The organism is Fictibacillus sp. NPDC058756, from assembly GCF_042746035.1.
Taxonomy (GTDB): domain Bacteria; phylum Bacillota; class Bacilli; order Bacillales; family Fictibacillaceae; genus Fictibacillus.
Window position 1 is genome coordinate 205,004 of record NZ_JBHYPU010000001.1, and the last position, 19,801, is coordinate 224,804.

The 19,801-nt window shown below is 41.0% G+C and carries 15 protein-coding genes; 14 read left to right on the forward strand and 1 reads right to left on the reverse strand.

Annotation, left to right across the window (positions count from 1 at the left end; translation table 11 throughout):
• Window positions 1-15 precede the first annotated feature (15 nt).
• The 8 genes from icmF to ACFW35_RS01065 all read left to right on the forward strand — a co-directional run bounded on the left by icmF (window position 16) and on the right by ACFW35_RS01065 (window position 11,781).
• Window positions 16-3,276, forward strand: coding sequence for a fused isobutyryl-CoA mutase/GTPase IcmF (icmF, locus tag ACFW35_RS01030; protein WP_379847340.1), 3,261 nt, complete (start codon window positions 16-18; stop codon window positions 3,274-3,276).
• A 610-nt stretch (window positions 3,277-3,886) separates the two neighbouring features.
• Entirely contained in the window at window positions 3,887-4,399 is a 513-nt protein-coding gene (locus tag ACFW35_RS01035; protein ID WP_379843136.1) for a hypothetical protein, read from the forward strand.
• Window positions 4,400-4,560: 161 nt separating this feature from the next.
• On the forward strand, window positions 4,561-6,045 hold the full coding sequence (locus ACFW35_RS01040; RefSeq protein WP_379843138.1) for a spore germination protein: 1,485 nt from the start codon (window positions 4,561-4,563) through the stop codon (window positions 6,043-6,045).
• Window positions 6,046-6,068: 23 nt separating this feature from the next.
• Window positions 6,069-7,160 carry a GerAB/ArcD/ProY family transporter gene (locus ACFW35_RS01045; protein WP_379843140.1) on the forward strand — a complete coding sequence of 364 codons (1,092 nt, stop codon included), beginning with the start codon at window positions 6,069-6,071 and terminating at the stop codon, window positions 7,158-7,160.
• Window positions 7,157-8,245, forward strand: coding sequence for a Ger(x)C family spore germination protein (locus tag ACFW35_RS01050; RefSeq protein ID WP_379843142.1), 1,089 nt, complete (start codon window positions 7,157-7,159; stop codon window positions 8,243-8,245). The genes ACFW35_RS01045 and ACFW35_RS01050 overlap by 4 nt, the downstream gene beginning before the upstream one ends.
• 213 nt (window positions 8,246-8,458) lie before the next feature.
• Window positions 8,459-8,968, forward strand: coding sequence for a CBO0543 family protein (locus ACFW35_RS01055; protein ID WP_379843143.1), 510 nt, complete (start codon window positions 8,459-8,461; stop codon window positions 8,966-8,968).
• A 180-nt stretch (window positions 8,969-9,148) separates the two neighbouring features.
• Window positions 9,149-9,676 carry a DNA-directed RNA polymerase subunit delta gene (rpoE, locus tag ACFW35_RS01060; protein ID WP_379847342.1) on the forward strand — a complete coding sequence of 176 codons (528 nt, stop codon included), beginning with the start codon at window positions 9,149-9,151 and terminating at the stop codon, window positions 9,674-9,676.
• Window positions 9,677-10,179: 503 nt separating this feature from the next.
• A complete protein-coding gene (locus tag ACFW35_RS01065; RefSeq protein WP_379843145.1) occupies window positions 10,180-11,781 on the forward strand; it encodes a CTP synthase in 1,602 nt (533 codons plus the stop codon).
• A gap of 279 nt (window positions 11,782-12,060) precedes the next feature.
• On the opposite strand, the gene ACFW35_RS01070 is transcribed toward ACFW35_RS01065, so the two are convergent.
• On the reverse strand, window positions 12,061-12,591 hold the full coding sequence (locus ACFW35_RS01070) for a DUF2529 family protein (RefSeq protein WP_379843146.1): 531 nt from the start codon (window positions 12,589-12,591) through the stop codon (window positions 12,061-12,063).
• A 167-nt stretch (window positions 12,592-12,758) separates the two neighbouring features.
• Between ACFW35_RS01070 and ACFW35_RS01075 the strand changes: the two genes are divergently transcribed.
• The 6 genes from ACFW35_RS01075 to rho all read left to right on the forward strand — a co-directional run bounded on the left by ACFW35_RS01075 (window position 12,759) and on the right by rho (window position 19,695).
• Window positions 12,759-13,136, forward strand: coding sequence for a response regulator (locus ACFW35_RS01075; protein WP_171978822.1), 378 nt, complete (start codon window positions 12,759-12,761; stop codon window positions 13,134-13,136).
• Between the two features lie 249 nt (window positions 13,137-13,385).
• Window positions 13,386-14,249 (forward strand): class II fructose-1,6-bisphosphate aldolase, encoded by an 864-nt coding sequence (gene fba / locus ACFW35_RS01080; protein WP_379843148.1) that lies wholly within the window; start codon window positions 13,386-13,388, stop codon window positions 14,247-14,249.
• A gap of 228 nt (window positions 14,250-14,477) precedes the next feature.
• Window positions 14,478-15,128 (forward strand): fructose-6-phosphate aldolase, encoded by a 651-nt coding sequence (fsa, locus tag ACFW35_RS01085; RefSeq protein WP_379843150.1) that lies wholly within the window; start codon window positions 14,478-14,480, stop codon window positions 15,126-15,128.
• Between the two features lie 321 nt (window positions 15,129-15,449).
• Window positions 15,450-16,742, forward strand: coding sequence for a UDP-N-acetylglucosamine 1-carboxyvinyltransferase (locus ACFW35_RS01090; protein WP_379843152.1), 1,293 nt, complete (start codon window positions 15,450-15,452; stop codon window positions 16,740-16,742).
• 86 nt (window positions 16,743-16,828) lie between these two features.
• Entirely contained in the window at window positions 16,829-17,797 is a 969-nt protein-coding gene (glpX, locus tag ACFW35_RS01095; RefSeq protein WP_379836580.1) for a class II fructose-bisphosphatase, read from the forward strand.
• A gap of 611 nt (window positions 17,798-18,408) precedes the next feature.
• Window positions 18,409-19,695 (forward strand): transcription termination factor Rho, encoded by a 1,287-nt coding sequence (gene rho, locus ACFW35_RS01100; protein WP_379836578.1) that lies wholly within the window; start codon window positions 18,409-18,411, stop codon window positions 19,693-19,695.
• Window positions 19,696-19,801 lie beyond the last annotated feature (106 nt).

Genomic DNA, 19,801 nt, shown 5'->3' on the forward strand with positions numbered 1-19,801 from the left:
GAAAGGATGAAAATGATGGCTCAAACTGATATTTACCGGCCTAAAAATCCGGTTCGATTTGTAACCGCTTCCAGCCTTTTTGACGGACATGATGCTTCAATCAACATCATGAGAAGAATCATCCAGTCAAACGGATGTGAAGTGATCCATCTTGGACATAACCGTTCCGTAGATGAAGTCGTAAGTGCCGCAATACAGGAGGACGTTCAAGGAATCGCGATCTCTTCTTATCAAGGCGGACACGTGGAATATTTCAAATACATGATCGATTTGCTGAAAGAGCGCGGAGCAGACCACATTAAAGTTTTTGGCGGAGGCGGAGGCGTTATTATCCCGCCTGAGATTAAGGAGCTTCATGCTTATGGCGTAACTCGCATCTTCTCACCAGAAGACGGAAGATTGCTAGGGTTGCAGGGCATGATCAATTTTATGGTAGAAGAATGTGACTTTCCAACAGTTACTTCGTTAACGGATGAAATCGAAAAAGTAAAAGAAAAAGACGTTCGTTCTGTATCTCGTCTGATCACACTTGCTGAGAACGCGAAGCAAGCACCTGAAGAGATTGCGGCAACAGCCGAACAAACTCTTTCAGCTTTAAAAGGATTGCAGAAGCAAGTACCTGTTTTAGGAATCACGGGTACAGGGGGAGCGGGGAAAAGCTCGCTTACCGATGAACTTGTACGCCGTTTCTTAAACGAGTGTGAAGATAAAACGATCGCTATTATCTCGATCGACCCGACGAAACAAAAGACGGGCGGAGCACTTTTAGGTGACAGAATCCGTATGAACGCGATCTACCATCCTCGCGTTTATATGAGATCACTCGCAACACGCGGGTCTCGCTCAGAGCTTTCCGATGCGATTAAGGATGCTATCGCGGTAACAAAAGCAGCGGGCTATGATCTGATCGTTGTTGAAACGAGCGGTATCGGGCAAGGTGATGCAGGAATTTCTGAGATTTCGGACGCATCTTTATATGTGATGACAAGCGAATTCGGCGCGCCATCGCAGCTTGAAAAAATCGATATGATTGATTACGCAGACATCATCGCGATCAATAAATTTGAGCGTAAAGGCTCAGAGGATGCATTGCGCGATGTGAAGAAACAATATCAGCGTTCTCGCAACTGGTTTGATAAAGATCTAGATGAGATGCCTGTTTACGGTACAATCGCGAGTCAGTTTAATGACGCTGGCACGAACGTATTGTTTTATCACTTGATGAAGGTGATCGAAGAGAAGTCTGGTGTGGATTTTGGCATTCAGCCGGCAGCTGAAGCGATGACAGCAAAGAAGAACGTGATCATTCCAGGTGAGCGCGCTCAATATTTAAACGAGATCGCACAGACTGTCCGTAAATACCATGAAACGGTGAACGAACAGGCAAAGCTTGCGCGTAAATCTTTTCAGATCAAAGGAACACTTGAAACGGTAAAAGAGTATAACGCAGCGGGCGCTGAAGTTGAAACAGGGTTAAATAAAGCGTTAGAAAAAGTGGAAGAACAGATTTTGCCGGCAACTTCAAAAATGCTGAAAGAATGGCCAGAGCTTAAAGAAATGTACAGCAAGAAAGAGTTTGTAACGAAGATTCGCGACAAAGAGATCGTGACAGAACTGACAACGAAAAGTCTTTCAGGTCTTGATATTCCGAAAGTCGCTCTTCCGAAGTTTGAAGACTGGGGAGATATCGTAAAGTGGATCATGAAAGAGAACGTTCCTGGTTCTTTCCCGTATACAGCAGGAGTTTTTCCTTTTAAACGAAAAGGAGAAGATCCGAAACGCCAGTTCGCTGGAGAAGGAACACCAGAAAGAACGAACCGCCGTTTTCACTACTTGTCTAAAGACGATGATGCGAAGCGCTTAAGTACGGCGTTCGACTCTGTAACTTTATATGGTGAAGATCCAGATTATCGTCCGGACATCTACGGAAAAGTCGGAGAGAGCGGAGTGAGCATCTGTACACTCGATGATATGAAAAAGCTGTATGACGGTTTTGATTTGATCGCACCTTCTACATCTGTATCCATGACGATCAACGGTCCAGCACCGATCATCCTTGCGATGTTTATGAACACAGCGATTGCACAGCAAGTAAAAGTTTTTGCAGATGAGAATGGCCGTCAGCCGAATGAAGCGGAATTCGCAGAAATTAAAGCGAAAACTCTTGCTTCTGTTCGCGGAACAGTTCAAGCAGATATTTTAAAAGAAGATCAAGGACAAAACACATGTATCTTCTCTACTGAATTTGCTCTTCGCATGATGGGAGACATTCAGCAGTACTTTATCGATCATCAAGTGCGCAACTATTATTCGGTTTCGATTTCCGGCTACCATATTGCTGAAGCTGGTGCGAACCCGATCACACAGCTTGCGTTCACCCTTGCTAACGGCTTTACGTATGTAGAATACTATTTGAGCCGCGGTATGGATATAAACGCATTCGCACCGAATCTATCGTTCTTCTTCTCAAACGGACTTGATCCGGAATACAGCGTAATCGGCCGTGTGGCGAGAAGAATTTGGGCTACCGTAATGCGTGATAAATATAAAGCGAACGAACGCAGCCAAAAACTGAAGTATCATATCCAAACTTCTGGACGTTCACTTCACGCACAGGAAATCGATTTTAACGATATCCGTACAACACTTCAGGCGTTGATGGCGCTGTATGATAATTGTAATTCATTGCATACGAATTCTTATGATGAAGCGATCACAACACCGACAGAAGAATCTGTTCGCCGTGCGATGGCGATCCAGATGATCATTACGAAAGAACTTGGTCTTGCGCGCAATGAGAACTCGCTTCAAGGTTCGTTCATTATTGAAGAATTAACGGATTTAGTAGAAGAGATGGTTCTTCAAGAGTTTGAGCGTATGAATACGAGAGGCGGCGTACTTGGTGCGATGGAAACGCAGTATCAGCGCGGAAAGATTCAGGAAGAGTCTATGTATTATGAGATGAAGAAGCATGACGGATCCCTTCCTATTATCGGAGTTAACACGTACTTAAATCCGAATCCGCCATCTGAAGAAGAGTTCAACATGCTGCTGGCACGTGCGACTAAGGATGAAAAAGAACAGCAGATTGCAAATCTAGCCGCTTTCCAAGAGGCAAGCAAGGATCATGCTGAAGCATTAGCCCGCTTGAAGACGGTTGCGCTTAACGGCGGAAATATCTTTGAAGAGCTGATGAATACCGTGAAGTTTGCGAGTCTGGGGCAGATTACGAGCGCGCTTTACGAAGTAGGCGGAAAGTATAGAAGGAATATGTAAAACAAATAAACATGGTGTCCCTTGGATAAGGGTACCATGTTTTTTGTTGCATGCCTTCATTTGGAATAAATTAAAAAAGCAAACTTATACTAACTGTGTTATTAAATTATCTAAAAGAGTGGAGGTATATTTGTTGAAGTACTTACTGATATCCAGCATCCTGAGTCTCATCATATTAGTCGCTTCTCAATACACCCGCAGGCATATGCATCCATTCGAAATGATGACCAACTGGCTCTTTTCTTCCGCTTTGTTATTCATATGGTCTAATATTATAGAACTAAATCAAAAATGGATCGAAGTCGAAAATGCTAAAACTGTCTTTTGGTCTTTAACATTTTATCGGTTATTTATTATTCCAGGATTAACTTTATGGCTCTTATTTGTTTATTCTTCAAAAACAATCAGGCCAATCTATAAACAAATGTGCACGATTCTTTGGTTTTTGGTTTTGATAGAAATACAGTTCTTCCATGAATTTTTGGGTCTTATTCAATTTAAACAATGGAATGTTTACTTTTCGTTTTTGGAGTGGTTTTCTTTTTGGCTGTTAACGGTTGGGGTTTGGGGGTCCTTCCGATTACTTTTGAAAAAAGAGGAGGTCTTTTAAGTGAGGCTTCCTGAGCATTTCGACAGCAATGAATGGTTTATCCTAGTCATTTGCCTTTTTTTAATCGTATTGACTGCTGTTTTAAAGCGAAGAATGTATTATTCTCAGATTACGGTTATATTTACGCTGAATTTCTTTTTAGGTGCGAGTCTAGATTATATTTTGGCAGGTCCGCCACATGATTTTTACGATATTATGGATGTTCCAGAGTTTGAAGTGTTTGATCTTATTATTTATTTGTTTATATATCCTTTCTCAGGTTATTTATTATTATATTTGTTGGATTTATGGAAGCTGAAAGGATTTCCGGTTATTTTTTATGTGTTCTTTTCATCGTTCATGACAACCGGGCTTGAATGGCTGGCCAACCAGTTTAATGTTTATGAACATAATGAGTGGACATACTACCATTCCTTTATTGCTTATTTTTTGATCTATTGTGTGAATGCTTGTGCATTCTATTGGATAAAAAAAGCTAGAAGAACTATTTCAGAACAAATGCTGGAGGAATAAGTTGAATAAGGTTGCTTTATCAGGCTTGAGATCCTATGTATCTCAGCCTTTTTTATGTTTCATTAAATAATAGCTTGATTTTTAGTAAAAGATAAAACTGATATCTATCAGGAACGTTTAGAAGAAGCTGCTTGTAAAAAACAAAGGAAAGGGGAGGAATCATGAATTGGTTTAAGAAAGAATCCAAAAAAGAAAATCATTCACTTTTGAAAGTCATTCAGCATTTCAAGAAGTCTGGTGATTTTATTGATTTTCATAATCCCCAATCTCCAGTACCCTATTGGATTTCTTACTTTGGTTCACTTATCGATGCAGAGATTTTACATCGGGATATTCTGCCATTCTTAAATAAATCGTCCATAAAAAAACTGGATGAGCTTAAGGCTGCTTTACCTATTGAAAATGTAACGGTTACGAGCGATCTGGAGGTTATTCAAAAAATGATGTTGACGGGTTCTCTGCTGATCCGATTCAAAGAGAAGGACAGTCATGGAGTACTCGTTAAAGCAGAGATGAATAAAGCACGTGAAGTGACCATTCCGGAAGAAGAATTCAGTGTTGTGGGTCCAAAGGAATCCTTTGTAGAATCTTTGACAACGAATTTAAATTTGGTCAGAAAACGGCTCCCTATACCACAATTAGAGATTAGAGAATTTGTGATAGGAACACTTTCGCAGACGAGAGTGGCTGTCATATATATAGCCGGAATAGCCAATGAGGAAAACATCAACACCGCTCTGCAGAGAGTGGGGGATATACAGTTCCATCAGATCTTGGACAGTTCTTATATTGCTCAAATGATATCCGACAATGACAATTCTCCGTTTCCTCAGCTGATCGACACAGAACGGCCAGATCGTGCAGTCGGTGTTCTAGCAGAAGGAAGTATCATCATATTAGTAGATGGCTCGCCGCACGCGCTAATTGGTCCTACTACCCTTGTGAAATTCTTTTCCGCCTTGGAAGATTATTTTCTTAATTGGCAGTTAGCATCCGTATTAAGGATTATCCGTTTATTTGCCGTATCGTTTTCTATTTTAGTTTCACCTGTATATGTCGCCGTACTTAATTATCACTATGAATTGATACCAAGAGAGTTGATGGCTACTCTCGTATCTTCCAGAAGTTTAATCCCCTTGCCTCCTTTTTTAGAGGCACTCGTTTTGGAACTGGCGATTGAACTTTTAAGAGAAGCAGGAGCAAGGCTTCCGACAAAAGTAGGACAAACAATCGGTATCGTAGGCGGGATTGTTATTGGAACAGCCTCTGTTGAAGCGGGATTAACAAGTAACATACTGCTGATCATTGTAGCATTAGCGGCACTGGCCTCGTTTACTACGCCTGTATACAAGATGAGTAACGCCATTCGACTTATTCGTTTTCCATTTCTTATCTTCGCTGAATTATGGGGATTGGTCGGCATAGCGATTGCTTTTTCCTTTTTAATGGGACACCTGCTTCGTCTTACATCTTTTGGCAGGCCTTATTTAGAGCCCATTTACCCTCCGCGTTTTGAAGATTTAAAAGATGCATTTCTTCGCCTTCCTTTTAAAATGCAGCCTAAAAGACCGATTGAACTTCAATCACCGGACACGATCAAGTTTTCAGGAAAAGCAGCGAAACAGAAAAAGGATATTGATGAATAAATTTCTGATGGAGATGTTATTTTATGAAAGTATCGGTTAAAGAACAATTCCTTATATCCCCTTATCTGGCTTTTTTCGTTGTGCACAGTATGCAGATTGGTGTCGGCGTGTTGGGTTTCCAGCGATATGTAGCCATCTATACGGAGCAGGATTCATGGATCACGGTATTGGTAGGAGGAGCTGCGGTTCATCTTGTTATTTGGATGATGTATAAGATGCTGAATAAAGAGCAAGGAGACATCCTCTCTATCCATGAGACTACATTTGGAAAATGGATCGGCGGGATTTTCACCTTCTTTTTCATGATTTATTTAATGGCAATGGGCATAACCGTACTTCGGACTTTTATAGAAGTGCTCCAAGTCTGGATGTTCCCGTTGATGAAAACATGGACGTTCACCCTCGTTTATTTAATCGCCGTCTATTATATCATCGCAGGAGGATTCCGCTCTGTAGTTGGTGTTTGTTTTTTAGGTGTGGTCGTACCCTTCTATCTGATATTTACATTTATAGCACCACTGGAATTTGCGAACTTACGTAATTTACTGCCTGTTTTTGATCATTCCATAAAAGAGATCGCCTTATCCTTTAAAACGATGACTTTAAGTTATTTAGGATTTGAACTTCTTCTTGTGTATTATCCTTTTTTTAAAAAGCCTGAAACCTCGCAAAAATGGTTTCATTACGGAAATCTTTTTACTGTCTTTTTATATTTATATCTGATGTTGATCACACTTGTTTACTATACTCCCGATCATTTGAAACGAACGATATGGGCAACATTAGCAATGTGGAAAATCATAAGATTCCCTTTTGTTGAACGGTTTGAATATATCGGTATCGCCTCCTGGGCCGTTGTTATACTTCCTAATGTTTGTTTGGCCTTTTGGGCTGCAAGCCGGATGGCAAAGCGTTTGTTTAACGTTACACAAAAGAAGGCGCTCTTCTTGGTATTAGTGATTACGCTAATCGTAAATCCATTGTTTAAAGAGCGTACTGAAATCGACCTATTAAACAGTATTGTCTCCCAGGTTGGTCTTTATTTTATCTATGGATATATACCATTGTTGTTCTTCCTTCATTACCTCATGAGTAAAGTGAGGAAAAAAGTATGAAAAAGATTATTATAGCAGTCATTGTCATGGCCATCGTAGGATATTCCGGAAGGGTTGATAAAGAGATTCTGGATGAATTGGACATTGCTACTGCAGTTGGGTTTGACTATAAAGGCAAGAACAAAATCGAAACTACTGCAGTCTTGCCTATTATCAATCCTGATAAATCTATATCGAACAAGACTTTATCGTCCATAGATAATTTAAGCAAGGAATCCTTAGTTAATCTTAACCGAAAATCGCCGAAGCCCGTTGTGAACGGAAAGATAGAAGTGGCTCTCTATAGTAAAAAGCTTGCCGAGGTGGGTTTACAGGATTATATAGATTATATTCACCGGGATCCTAGTATCGGTACACGGCTACTTTTAGCAGTTGTGGACGGGAATGTAAAAAAGATGCTAGGAGAATCTTTTAAGGAATACGACACAGGAACATATATTCAAAGACAAATAAACAATAACATAAAGAATGGATTAATCCCTACAACAAATTTTCATTTGTTTTTATCTTCTTATTACACAAGAGGAATGGATCCGGTGTTACCCATAATTGAGCTTAAAGATAAAAAGATCAATGTTAAAGGACTTGCATTATTTAAGGGAACTCAGATGGTTGATTCGCTGCCTTATCGATATATGTTTGTTTTTAAAGCACTATATGAAAATATAAAAAATGCAGGATATAAATTAAGAACAAAGGAGAAAGGGAAGACGGAATATATTTCAATCCAGGGCCTTCAAACAAAAAAGAAGTTTCATGTTAAGAACATACACACCACTCCCGAAATTACGCTTCACTTAAAAATTAAAGGCTATATCAGGGAATATACAGGAGAAAAAGTAACAGCGAAAACGGCAGATAAAGCCGAAAAACTTATGAAAGATAAAGTACACAAAGAAGCTGTATCCATGATTAAAGATTTTCAAAGATCCAATATTGATCCGGTGTCAATTGGCGACCAAGTAAGAAGCAGGACAAGACACTGGGATGAAAAGAAATGGGAGCAGCAATACAAAAATATGAAAGTGAATGTAAAAGTAGATGTGATGATTTGGGAGATCGGTGTTGTGGACGGGCTTAGTTGATAAGGACAAAGGCCAGGATCCTGCCGTAATGAGAAGCAGGGTCTTTATTCATCTGATTCTTGATTTCAAGCGGACCGTAATTTTAGAAAGATAAAAAACATGAAATCATAAATTAGCCATTCATCAGAAGGTTGCTATTAGGATCAGTAAGAATGGTGAAAATAGTAAAGAACAGTTGTGTAACGCAGAAAGAAAGTGAGGTGAAAACAACATATGAATGTAATCATTGGAGGAATTGCGTTAATCTTAGGATGGAAGTGGGGGGACTGGAGAAATTGGGAGAAGTATTACCCCACAATCTTGTTTATGATTGTAGGTAATTTTCTATATAATATTCTTACATACAACTATCCTATGTGGCTTTATAAAGAACATTTGCTTCCAAATCACACATTAATTGAGATAGTACACTCTTTTGTTGTTTTCCCTGTGGTCGTTTTAATCTTTCTTCCGCGCTTTCCGGAAAAGAATGTACCTCAAAAAATAGGATACGTTCTACGCTGGGTGATTATTTTTGTTTCTGTAGAGTGGCTGATGGCAAAATTTAATTTATTCTCTTATCACAATGGATGGAGTATTTGGTGGTCCGCTTTATTTAATGTGGGAATGTTCACCTTATTAAGGATTCATTTCAAGAAGCCGTTGCTTGCCTGGGGTATCTCAATGTTCGTTGTTCTATTTTTAATGATATTCTTTGAAGTTCCTATTGATAAAATGAGATAATAGTCATCTCCTATTCATATTGGATACTGTTAAAAGAGGATAAATTTGAAAAAAGCGAGATTACTACTGGCATAACCTTATAGGATTTGTTTATAATGAAGAGTATGATTCTTCTAGAGAATGAGCAAAATGTGTTGATATAAATGAGTGTGGAGAAGGAAAGGAAGTGCCGATGTGGCTATGTTGAACACGTATACGAAAGAGCAAGTCGTTGAAATGTCTATGGTCGAAATCGCATTTGAAATTTTGCAGAATGAAAAGCAGCCTATTCAATTCTACGATTTAGTTAAGCAGATCGCTGAAATTAAAGGTTTGTCTAAAACTGCAGTTGAAAACCGAATTGCGTATTTTTACACGGATATGAATATTGATGGACGCTTCGTTTCATTGGGCGATAATAAATGGGGATTAAAAACGTGGTACCCAGTTGAGAGCTCTGAGGAAGAACTAGGTGCTACCAACAAACCTACAAAACGTAAAAAAGCATCTGAGGATGACTATGACTTTGAAGAGGACTTCGATGATGAAGATTTCGATGAGTTAGAAGTAGAAGATGAGTTCGTTGAAGAAGACGACGATCTTGCAGATGATGACGATGACGACGATGATGAAGACGAAGAATTAGAATTCGACGAAGATGATGAAGACTTCGAAGATGAAAACGAAGAAGACGAAGACCTCGCTGATGAGGAAGAGGAAAATCTTTAATTCTTGAGAACCAGTGCCTGAGGGCGCTGGTTTTTTTCTTTTTTAGCAAAGGGGCAGTTGGGGTCCGTCATATATATGTGACTAAATGTGGATTGAGGAGCAAAACTCGTGGATTAAAGGCCAAAACTTTTGTATTCACAGCTGAAACTTTTGGATTCACCACCAAAATTCGCGGATACCTAGGCTGAATTTATGGATTGACGGAGTCTTGTGCAGTATTTAAATTCATTTTTTCTTAAAAAATGATTCCTTCTTAGCATCTTGACACGAGCTGTGGAGTCGGGTAATATTCTTTTTGGGCTATTCCTGTATCTTTTTTTATAAAAGACTTAATAATATACGATTACAAAGCAAAAGTGCCCCCTAACCATAGGGGAAGTGTCTTTTGCTTTTTATTTTTTACACGGATTGACGGTGCTTGTACAAAAATACAAGCCACTCCCGATAGTAGAAAAATGGTTTAAAGCACATACTTAATTTAGAAAATTTAGGGGGATTGAATCATGGCAAAATATATTTTTGTTACAGGCGGGGTTGTTTCTTCATTAGGAAAAGGGATTACGGCTGCTTCATTGGGCCGATTATTAAAAAATCGCGGAGTGAAAGTTACGACTCAAAAATTCGATCCGTACATTAACGTGGACCCTGGAACGATGAGTCCTTATCAGCATGGTGAAGTTTTTGTAACAGATGATGGCGCTGAAACGGATTTGGACTTAGGGCACTATGAGCGTTTCATCGATATTAACTTAAATAAATACAGCTCTGTTACGACAGGGAAAATCTACTCTACTGTTCTTCGCAAAGAGCGCCGCGGCGAGTATCTTGGCGGAACGGTTCAGGTTATCCCGCATATCACAAATGAGATCAAAGAACGTGTTTTTCGTGCTGGCCGTGAAACAAACGCAGATGTAGTTATTACAGAAATCGGCGGAACAGTTGGGGACATCGAGAGCTTGCCGTTCCTTGAAGCGATTCGCCAGATTAAAAGCGATGTCGGTTCTGAAAACGTCATGTACATCCACTGTACGCTCATTCCTTATATTCGTGCAGCGGGCGAGCTGAAAACAAAGCCGACACAGCACAGTGTAAAAGAGCTTCGCAGTCTTGGTATCCAGCCAAACATTATTGTTGTTCGTACGGAAATGCCGGTTCCTCAAGAGATGAAAGAGAAGATCGGATTGTTCTGTGACATCGACCCTAAAGCGGTAATCGAAGCAAGAGACGCTGATACCTTATACCAGGTGCCGATCGATCTTCAAGAACAAAAGATGGACGAGCTTGTTTGCAAGCATCTTAAGCTTGAAACGCATGAGCCGGATATGGCGGAGTGGAAAGAGCTGATTAACCGAGTAACGAACCTTAAAGGAAAAGTAAAGATTGCATTAGTCGGAAAATATGTAGCACTTCAAGATGCGTATATTTCTGTTGTTGAAGCGATGCGTCACGCAGGTTACCAATTCGATACGGATATTGACATCGACTGGATCAACTCTGAGATGGTTACACCTGAAAATGTAAACGACCTTTTAAAGGACGCTGACGGTATTTTAGTACCTGGCGGATTCGGCGACAGAGGGGTAGAAGGGAAGATCTTAGCTACTCAATTTGCTCGTGAAAACAAAGTTCCGTTCTTAGGAATCTGCTTAGGCATGCAGCTTGCGTCTGTTGAATTTGCCCGCAATGTTCTTGGACTTCAAGGAGCTCATTCTGCAGAACTTATGCCTGAAACACCGTTCCCGGTAATTGATTTGCTTCCTGAGCAAAAGGACATCGAAGATCTAGGCGGAACACTTCGTCTTGGACTGTATCCTTGTAAAATAAAAGAGGATACAAAAGCGTTCGCTGCTTATAATGACGAAGTAGTATACGAAAGACACCGTCACCGCTACGAGTTCAATAATGAATACCGTGAGCAGATGGAGAAGGCTGGATTCATTTTCTCAGGAACATCTCCTGACGGAAGACTTGTTGAGATCATCGAGCTAGAAGATCACCCATGGTTTGTTGCGTCCCAGTTCCACCCGGAATTCACATCAAGACCAACAAGACCACAAGCACTTTTCCGTGACTTTATTGGTGCGGTAACACAGTTGAAGAACTAAATAGATGTATGATATACCGGCAGTTTCCTTTTCGTTGAGGGGGCTGCCGGTTTTTTGTGGCGGCGGTGTCCATGTCATGTGGATATATAATGGAATAAAAAGGAAAAGTATGTGATCATCGTTTATCTTTATGTGATGAGGTCCATTTTTATATGATGGCATCACTTTTTATGTGATTATCACTATTTTTTATGTGATCGTGTTTTTTGGACCACTAGAATTACTCACCAAAGCTACTTTTTTCACATGAAAAAGCCTGGCACAAAGCCAGGCTTAACCTTATTCCTCATCATATTCTTCTAAAATTTCTTCGGTTGTTAAAAAGAGTGAATAATAAGCGAATAAAGCCGTTAATCCGGACGGAAAACCTATACGGGAGCCATCGTCGAGCGGCACTAAACCGCGAACTGCTTTTGTATCAATCACGATATCTGCTGTCGTCTCCAAATCTGCTTCTTTTCTGCGTCCGCCCATCAAAATAACATGGCAATCTGCATGGTCTTTTACTGTTTTACAAAAAGTCAATGCCTCATGATCATCAGTAAACCGGCTGGCCACAACAATACTATCAACCGGTAATAGTTCTTCCCAGCTTGCATCCGAAAACTCTACAGACTGCCGAAATTGATTCTCACCAAGCAATGCCTCGTTCACAACAGCTTCCATTTCGCCAAATCCCTTAAAATAAACAGTTCCTTCAGACAAAATCGTGTGTGCCAGCAGGCGGGAACTCTCCTCGATCGATTGTTCTTCTTTATCAGAAATCGCTTTTAATAATCCAGAAACTTGAGTTGAAAATATTTTAAGCATCAAATGTACTCCTTTTGCACGAATATCAATTTATCGCAAAATAGTTCTTTCGTTTAGTATACTGAATTTAACATGACATTTCATGGATGGACAGCAGGAAATTGTTTGGATATATAGAAATAGATACTGATAAGTTGATTTGCAAATGAACTCAGATGAGGTGGGCAATAATGAGCGGAAAAATTTTAATTGTAGACGATCAATATGGCATTCGAATTCTTTTAAATGAAATTTTTCAAAAAGAAGGTTACAAGACGTATCAGGCTGCTAATGGTGTACAAGCTCTATCTATTGTGGAGAAGGACCGCCCTGATCTTGTTATTTTAGATATGAAAATTCCAGGAATGGATGGCCTGGAGATTCTTCGCCGTGTGAAGAAGCATGACGAAACGATCCAAGTTATTATCATGACTGCTTACGGTGAACTGGACATGATTCATGAAGCCATGAAACTGGGAGCAATCACTCATTTTGCAAAACCGTTCGACATTGATGAGATTCGCGCTGCGGTCAGGAAAGAACTTCCATTGAATACTCCTTCATAAGAAAAAACGTTAAAAGCCTGGCAGGTCGGCAATGGTAGCGTTTACACCTCGAAAACGTTGATGTGTTGCGGTTTTCGGACGATATTGGTATGCTATACTAGAATGGAAATGAGCATTATGAAATGTTTAGCAAGACGCCATGAAAGGTAAACTATAATGGCTTCTTTTTGCTGTTTGGACATTTCAGAAATATACAATACAAAACGTAGTTGGTCTGCTCGTGCCAATATCCAAAGGAGGACATGTAACATGCCTTTAGTTTCAATGAAGGAAATGCTTGAAAAAGCAAAAGCGGAAAATTATGCAGTTGGTCAATTCAACTTGAACAACCTTGAGTTCACTCAAGCTATACTTAAAGCTGCACAAGAAGAGAATTCTCCAGTAATTCTTGGTGTATCTGAAGGTGCTGCTCGTTATATGGGTGGATTTAAGCTTACTGTTGCTATGGTAAAAGCACTTATGGAAGAGTACAAAGTAACTGTTCCTGTAGCGATTCACTTAGACCATGGTTCAAGCTTTGAGAAGTGTGCAGAAGCAATTCATGCAGGTTTCACATCTGTCATGATCGATGGTTCTCATCATCCTTTAGAAGAAAACATTGCGTTAACAAAAAAAGTGGTTGAGCTTGCTCACATCCACGGTGTTTCTGTTGAGGCAGAACTTGGCCGTATCGGTGGACAAGAAGATGATCTAATCGTTGACGATGCTGAAGCTGCATACGCTGTTCCATCTGAATGTGATCAGCTTGTTCGTGAAACAGGAGTTGACTGTTTCGCACCTGCACTTGGTTCTGTTCACGGACCTTACAAAGGTGAGCCAAACCTTGGATTCGACCGCATGAAAGAAGTTATGGAACTAACGGGTGTACCTCTAGTTCTTCACGGTGGTACTGGTATTCCGACAAAAGATATCCAAAAAGCGATCTCTTTAGGAACTGCTAAAATCAACGTTAACACTGAAAATCAAATTGCTTCACATAAAGCTGTTAAAGAATATATCGGAGCTAACCCGGACAAGTACGATCCACGTAAATACTTGACTGCAGCTCGCGATGCGATTCAATCAACAGTAGCAGGAAAAATGCGCGAGTTCGGATCTTCCAACAAAGCGTAAATTTCTGGTCAAAATATACTAATATGAACCTTTCTTTGAAACCGCCTATACATCATAGGCGGTTTCATTTACACTATAATAGTGTGTAACGTGGGACACGGTAAATCCGTCAATAAAGTGTACTTATATAAAAAGAAAAATGTAAGCGCACTACTAACGTGTATGAAGAAGTGTGTGTTATAAAAGAATATAAATGAACGAGAAACCTAAAAAACAGGAGTGATTGTTTTGAAATTCTTTATTGATACAGCAAACCTTGATGATATTAAGGAAGCCTATGACCTGGGCATTTTATCTGGAGTAACAACAAACCCGTCTCTAGTAGCAAAAGAAAAAGGCGTCGATTTCCATGAGCGTTTGAAGGAAATTACAAGTCTTGTACCGGGTTCTGTTAGTGCTGAGGTGATCGGAACTTCTTATGAAGAAATGGTTGAAGAAGGCCGTGAATTAGCTAAGATTGCGCCGAATATTACGGTGAAAGTGCCGATGACACTTGATGGACTTAAAGCCGTTAAGACTTTTTCTGATGAAAATATTAAAACGAACGTAACACTTATTTTTAATGCGAACCAAGCCTTGTTAGCTGCACGTGCTGGAGCAACATATGTATCGCCATTCTTAGGCCGTTTAGATGATATTGGTCAAGATGGATTGGAGCTTATCTCACAAGTAGCGCAAATTTTTGCGATTCATGAGATTCCGACTGAGATCATAGCAGCATCGATTCGCCATCCTGTTCACGTAACAGAAGCAGCATTACGCGGAGCTCATATTGCAACTATTCCGCCAAACGTTATTAAAGGCCTTGTAAAGCACCCATTAACAGATCAAGGGATCGAAAAATTCCTAGCTGATTGGGATGCAGCTAACAAAAAATAATGGTTACTTTTTATGATTGTTGTTCTTTAACTTATTCTTCCTCGTAAAGTTGATTGGAGTGAAAGGTGCGAGACTCCTGCGGGACGAGTGGGACAGGTGAGACTCCTAATTACCCAAAGGGTGAAGGAGGCTCACCGCCCGCCCCGCGGAAAGCGAGCACCTGTAACGGAAATCAACCACTTTCAAGAGCAACAAAGGTTTGAGGAAAATGGACAGAAGAATACATTAAAAGAAAATTTTGGTAAATAATAAAATTAACGAAACTGGTAATATACTCACAATTACGACTGTCTTTGTGACTCTTACTGAAAGGAGTTTACCATGGAAAAACTGATGATTGAAGGGGGCTATCCTCTAGAAGGAACGGTCCAAATAAGCGGAGCGAAAAATAGTGCGGTGGCATTAATCCCCGCTACGATACTAGCAGAATCAACCGTTACCATTGAAGGTTTACCTAACATATCAGATGTCCGTATTCTGCGTGATCTGTTAGAGGAAATCGGGGGAGAAGCTTACCTGGATGAAAATCAGTCGCTTACGGTTAACCCAGAAAACATGATTGCGATGCCTCTTCCGAGCGGAAAGGTGAAAAAGCTTCGTGCTTCTTACTACTTGATGGGTGCAATGCTTGGGCGTTTTAAAAAAGCTGTAATCGGCTTGCCAGGGGGATGCAACCTTGGGCCGCGTCCGATCGACCAGCACATAAAAGGATTTGAAGCGCTAGGTGCAAAAGTGACGAACGAGCAAGGTGCGATTTACCTTCGCGCAGACGAGCTTGTTGGTGCACGTATTTACCTGGATGTTGTAAGTGTAGGAGCAACGATCAATATCATGCTTGCAGCAGTAAGAGCAAAAGGACAGACGATTATTGAAAATGCGGCAAAAGAGCCTGAAATTATCGATGTAGCTACACTCTTAACGAGCATGGGTGCAAGGATTAAAGGGGCTGGTACGGACGTAATTCGTATCGATGGTGTCGAAAAAATGCATGGGTGCCGTCATTCTATCATTCCTGACCGTATCGAAGCTGGAACGTATATGATTTTAGCGGCATCGATGGGTCAGCAGGTTTTATTGGATAATGTCATTCCTCTGCATTTAGAATCATTGATTGCCAAGCTAAGAGAGATGGGCGTTTTCATCGAAACAAAAGACGATCAGGTTCTCGTTTATCGCGGGAAAGACCCATTAAAGAGTGTCGATATAAAAACGCTCGTTTATCCAGGGTTCCCGACAGATCTTCAGCAGCCCTTCACATCGCTTTTAACAAGCTCAGAAGGAACGAGCATTGTAACGGACACGATCTACAGTGCGCGTTTTAAACATATAGACGAACTTCGCCGCATGGGAGCGAATGTGAAAGTTGAAGGCCGTTCTGCTATAATAAATGGGCCAGCAAAGCTTGAAGGGGCAAAAGTGAAAGCTTCTGACCTTCGTGCGGGAGCAGCGCTCGTTGTAGCGGGTCTTATGGCTGAAGGTGTAACTGAAATTTCAGGTCTTGAGCATATTGACCGCGGCTATGAATCTTTAGTTGAAAAGTTAAAAGGACTTGGTGCTAAAGTGTGGCGTGAAAATATGGACGTTGAAGAAATGGAAGAAATGAAGAACTCATAAGTGTAAAAAGAGAAATCACCCCAACCGGTGATTTTTCTTAAGGATAAATATGTAAGCGTTTTTAAGTATGGGGAGGGAACCACATTATGGAGAGAAGTTTATCAATGGAGCTTGTTCGTGTGACAGAAGCGGCAGCTCTTGCATCAGCACGCTGGATGGGACGAGGCAAGAAAGACGAGGCAGATGAAGCAGCAACAACTGCCATGCGAAACGTTTTTGACACGGTTCCTATGAAAGGGACTGTTGTAATCGGTGAAGGAGAAATGGACGAAGCTCCTATGCTTTATATCGGTGAAAAGCTTGGGACGGGCTATGGTCCTCGCGTAGATGTTGCGGTAGACCCGCTTGAGGGGACAAATATCGTGGCATCCGGAACGTGGAACGCCCTTGCTGTTCTGGCGATCGCAGACCACGGAAACCTGCTTCACGCACCTGACATGTATATGGACAAGATTGCAGTTGGACGTGAGAGCGTTGGGAAAATCGACATCAATGCACCTGTTATTGATAACTTAAAAGCAGTAGCAGAAGCGAAAAATAAAAATATTGAAGACTTAGTAGCGGTTATTTTAGACCGTCCTCGCCATCAGCAGATCATCCAGGATATCCGTGAAGCGGGTGCAAGAATTAAGCTGATCTCTGACGGTGATGTTGCCGCTGCGATCAATACAGCATTCGATGATACAGGTGTAGATATATTATTCGGGTCAGGTGGGGCACCTGAAGGCGTAATCGCAGCTGTTGCCTTAAAGTGTCTTGGCGGAGAGCTTCAAGGAAAGCTTCTTCCTCAAAACGACGAGGAATTAGAACGCTGCAAACGCATGGGGATCGAAGACGTGAACCGCGTATTGTACATGGACGACCTCGTAAAAGGGGACGATGCGATCTTTGCAGCTACAGGTGTAACGGACGGTGAGCTGTTAAAGGGAGTTCGTTTTGATGGATCAACGGGAACGACTCAATCTGTCGTTATGCGCGCAAAATCAGGTACAGTGCGTTTCATCGACGGCAGACACAGCCTGAAGAAAAAGCCAGACCTTGTAATCAAACCATAATGGGGTAAAGAGGGCTGTCCCAAAAGTAAGGTAAACTTACTTTTGGCAGCCCTAATTTTTTATTTTTACAAAATAAAAAATAAAACATTGTTAGGTTTATCTTAAAAGATTTTTGCTTTTTAGATGGTTTTATAGTCTTCTTAGCAAGTTAATTGGAGTGCAAGATGCGAGACTCCTCGAAAATGAAAATCACATTTTCTTCGTGCGATATATCGCTGCCGGAGCCTTCCTTGTCCTGAGGGTCGAGCGGGACAGGTGAGACCCCTAAGGCACATGTGGCAGGGGGCTCACCGCACGCCCCTCGGAAAGCGAGCATCTGGAACGGAAATTAACCACATCCAAAGGTTACGCCTAAAGCAAAGTTGCAAAATGCTAAAATGTATTGTAAATTCACGTTATGGCAGTGGCCGGCAAGTTGTCCTGACTTGATTAAAGAGCATTTTTGTGGTTAAAATAAGAGGTATGATTAATTTTGAATAAAAATTTCTTCAACCCACTAAACCCTTAACTTTCAAGGATCTCCTTCCAATAACCAAAACCAAACCAACATATATAAATCCCAAAATTTTAGAACAAAAGCAAATAGTAAATAAGAAAAGCGTGGTGTCACTATGGGGATTGATTTAGCTACATTAGAAACAAAAAAATTAAGAGAGCTTTATGAGCTTGCCAAACAATTTAATATTCAATATTACGGAAAACTGACGAAGCGGGAATTGATGTTTTCTATTTTAAAAGCACAAGCGGAACTTGATGGTTATTCATTCATGGAAGGTGTTTTGGAGATCATTCCAAATGAAGGATTCGGTTTCTTGCGTCCGATCAACTATTCTCCGAGCTCACAGGATATCTACATATCTGCGTCACAGATCCGCAGATTTGATTTAAGAAATGGAGATAAAGTATCAGGGAAAGTTCGTCCTCCAAAAGAAAACGAGCGTTATTACGGACTTTTGCAAGTTAACGCAGTTAACGGAGAAGACCCTGAAACGGCTAAGGAAAGAGTGCATTTCCCTGCATTAACAGCCCTCTATCCGGAAAAGAAAATGGTTATGGAGACGACGGGCAACAATATCTCAACACGTATCATCGATATGATGGCGCCTGTTGGTTTCGGTCAGCGTGGATTGATTGTCGCTCCTCCTAAAGCGGGTAAGACAAGCTTGCTGAAAGAGATCGCACACAGCGTGACAACAAACAACCCGCAAGTGGAACTTATTGTTTTGCTTATTGATGAGCGACCAGAGGAAGTAACTGATATCGAGCGTTCTGTTAAAGGCGACGTTGTAAGTTCAACGTTTGACGAAGTGCCTGAAAACCACATTAAAGTGGCAGAGCTTGTTTTGGAACGTGCAATGAGACTGGTTGAGCACAAAAAAGACGTTGTTATTCTGCTTGATAGCATTACACGATTGGCTCGTGCGTACAACTTGGTTATTCCGCCGAGCGGACGTACACTATCTGGTGGTATCGATCCTGCTGCGTTCCATCGTCCGAAGAGATTCTTCGGTGCGGCCCGTAACATCGAAGAAGGCGGCAGCTTAACGATTTTAGCAACGGCACTTGTTGATACAGGTTCACGTATGGATGACGTTATTTACGAGGAATTCAAAGGAACAGGAAACATGGAGCTTCACTTAGACCGCAAGCTGGCTGAGCGCCGTATTTTCCCTGCGATCGACATTCGCCGTTCCGGTACGAGAAAAGAAGAGATGCTTATCGCAAAAGATCATCTTGAAGCATTATGGTCGATCCGTAAGACGATGGATGACTCGTTCGATTTCGTAGATAAATTTATGAAACGAATGCGCAAAACAGAAAACAACGAAGAATTTTTTGAGCTTTTTGAGTCGGAAAAAAAAGGCGCACCAAAGCGCGTTAAAACCGTAACAAACTAACGAAAAAGTATGGTTGCAAATGGGTTTTGTCCCTGTTATACTGTTTTTATGTGTTTATTTAACTCTGCTTCCGCATAGGAATCAGGGCAGAAGGAGTGAAATTGAC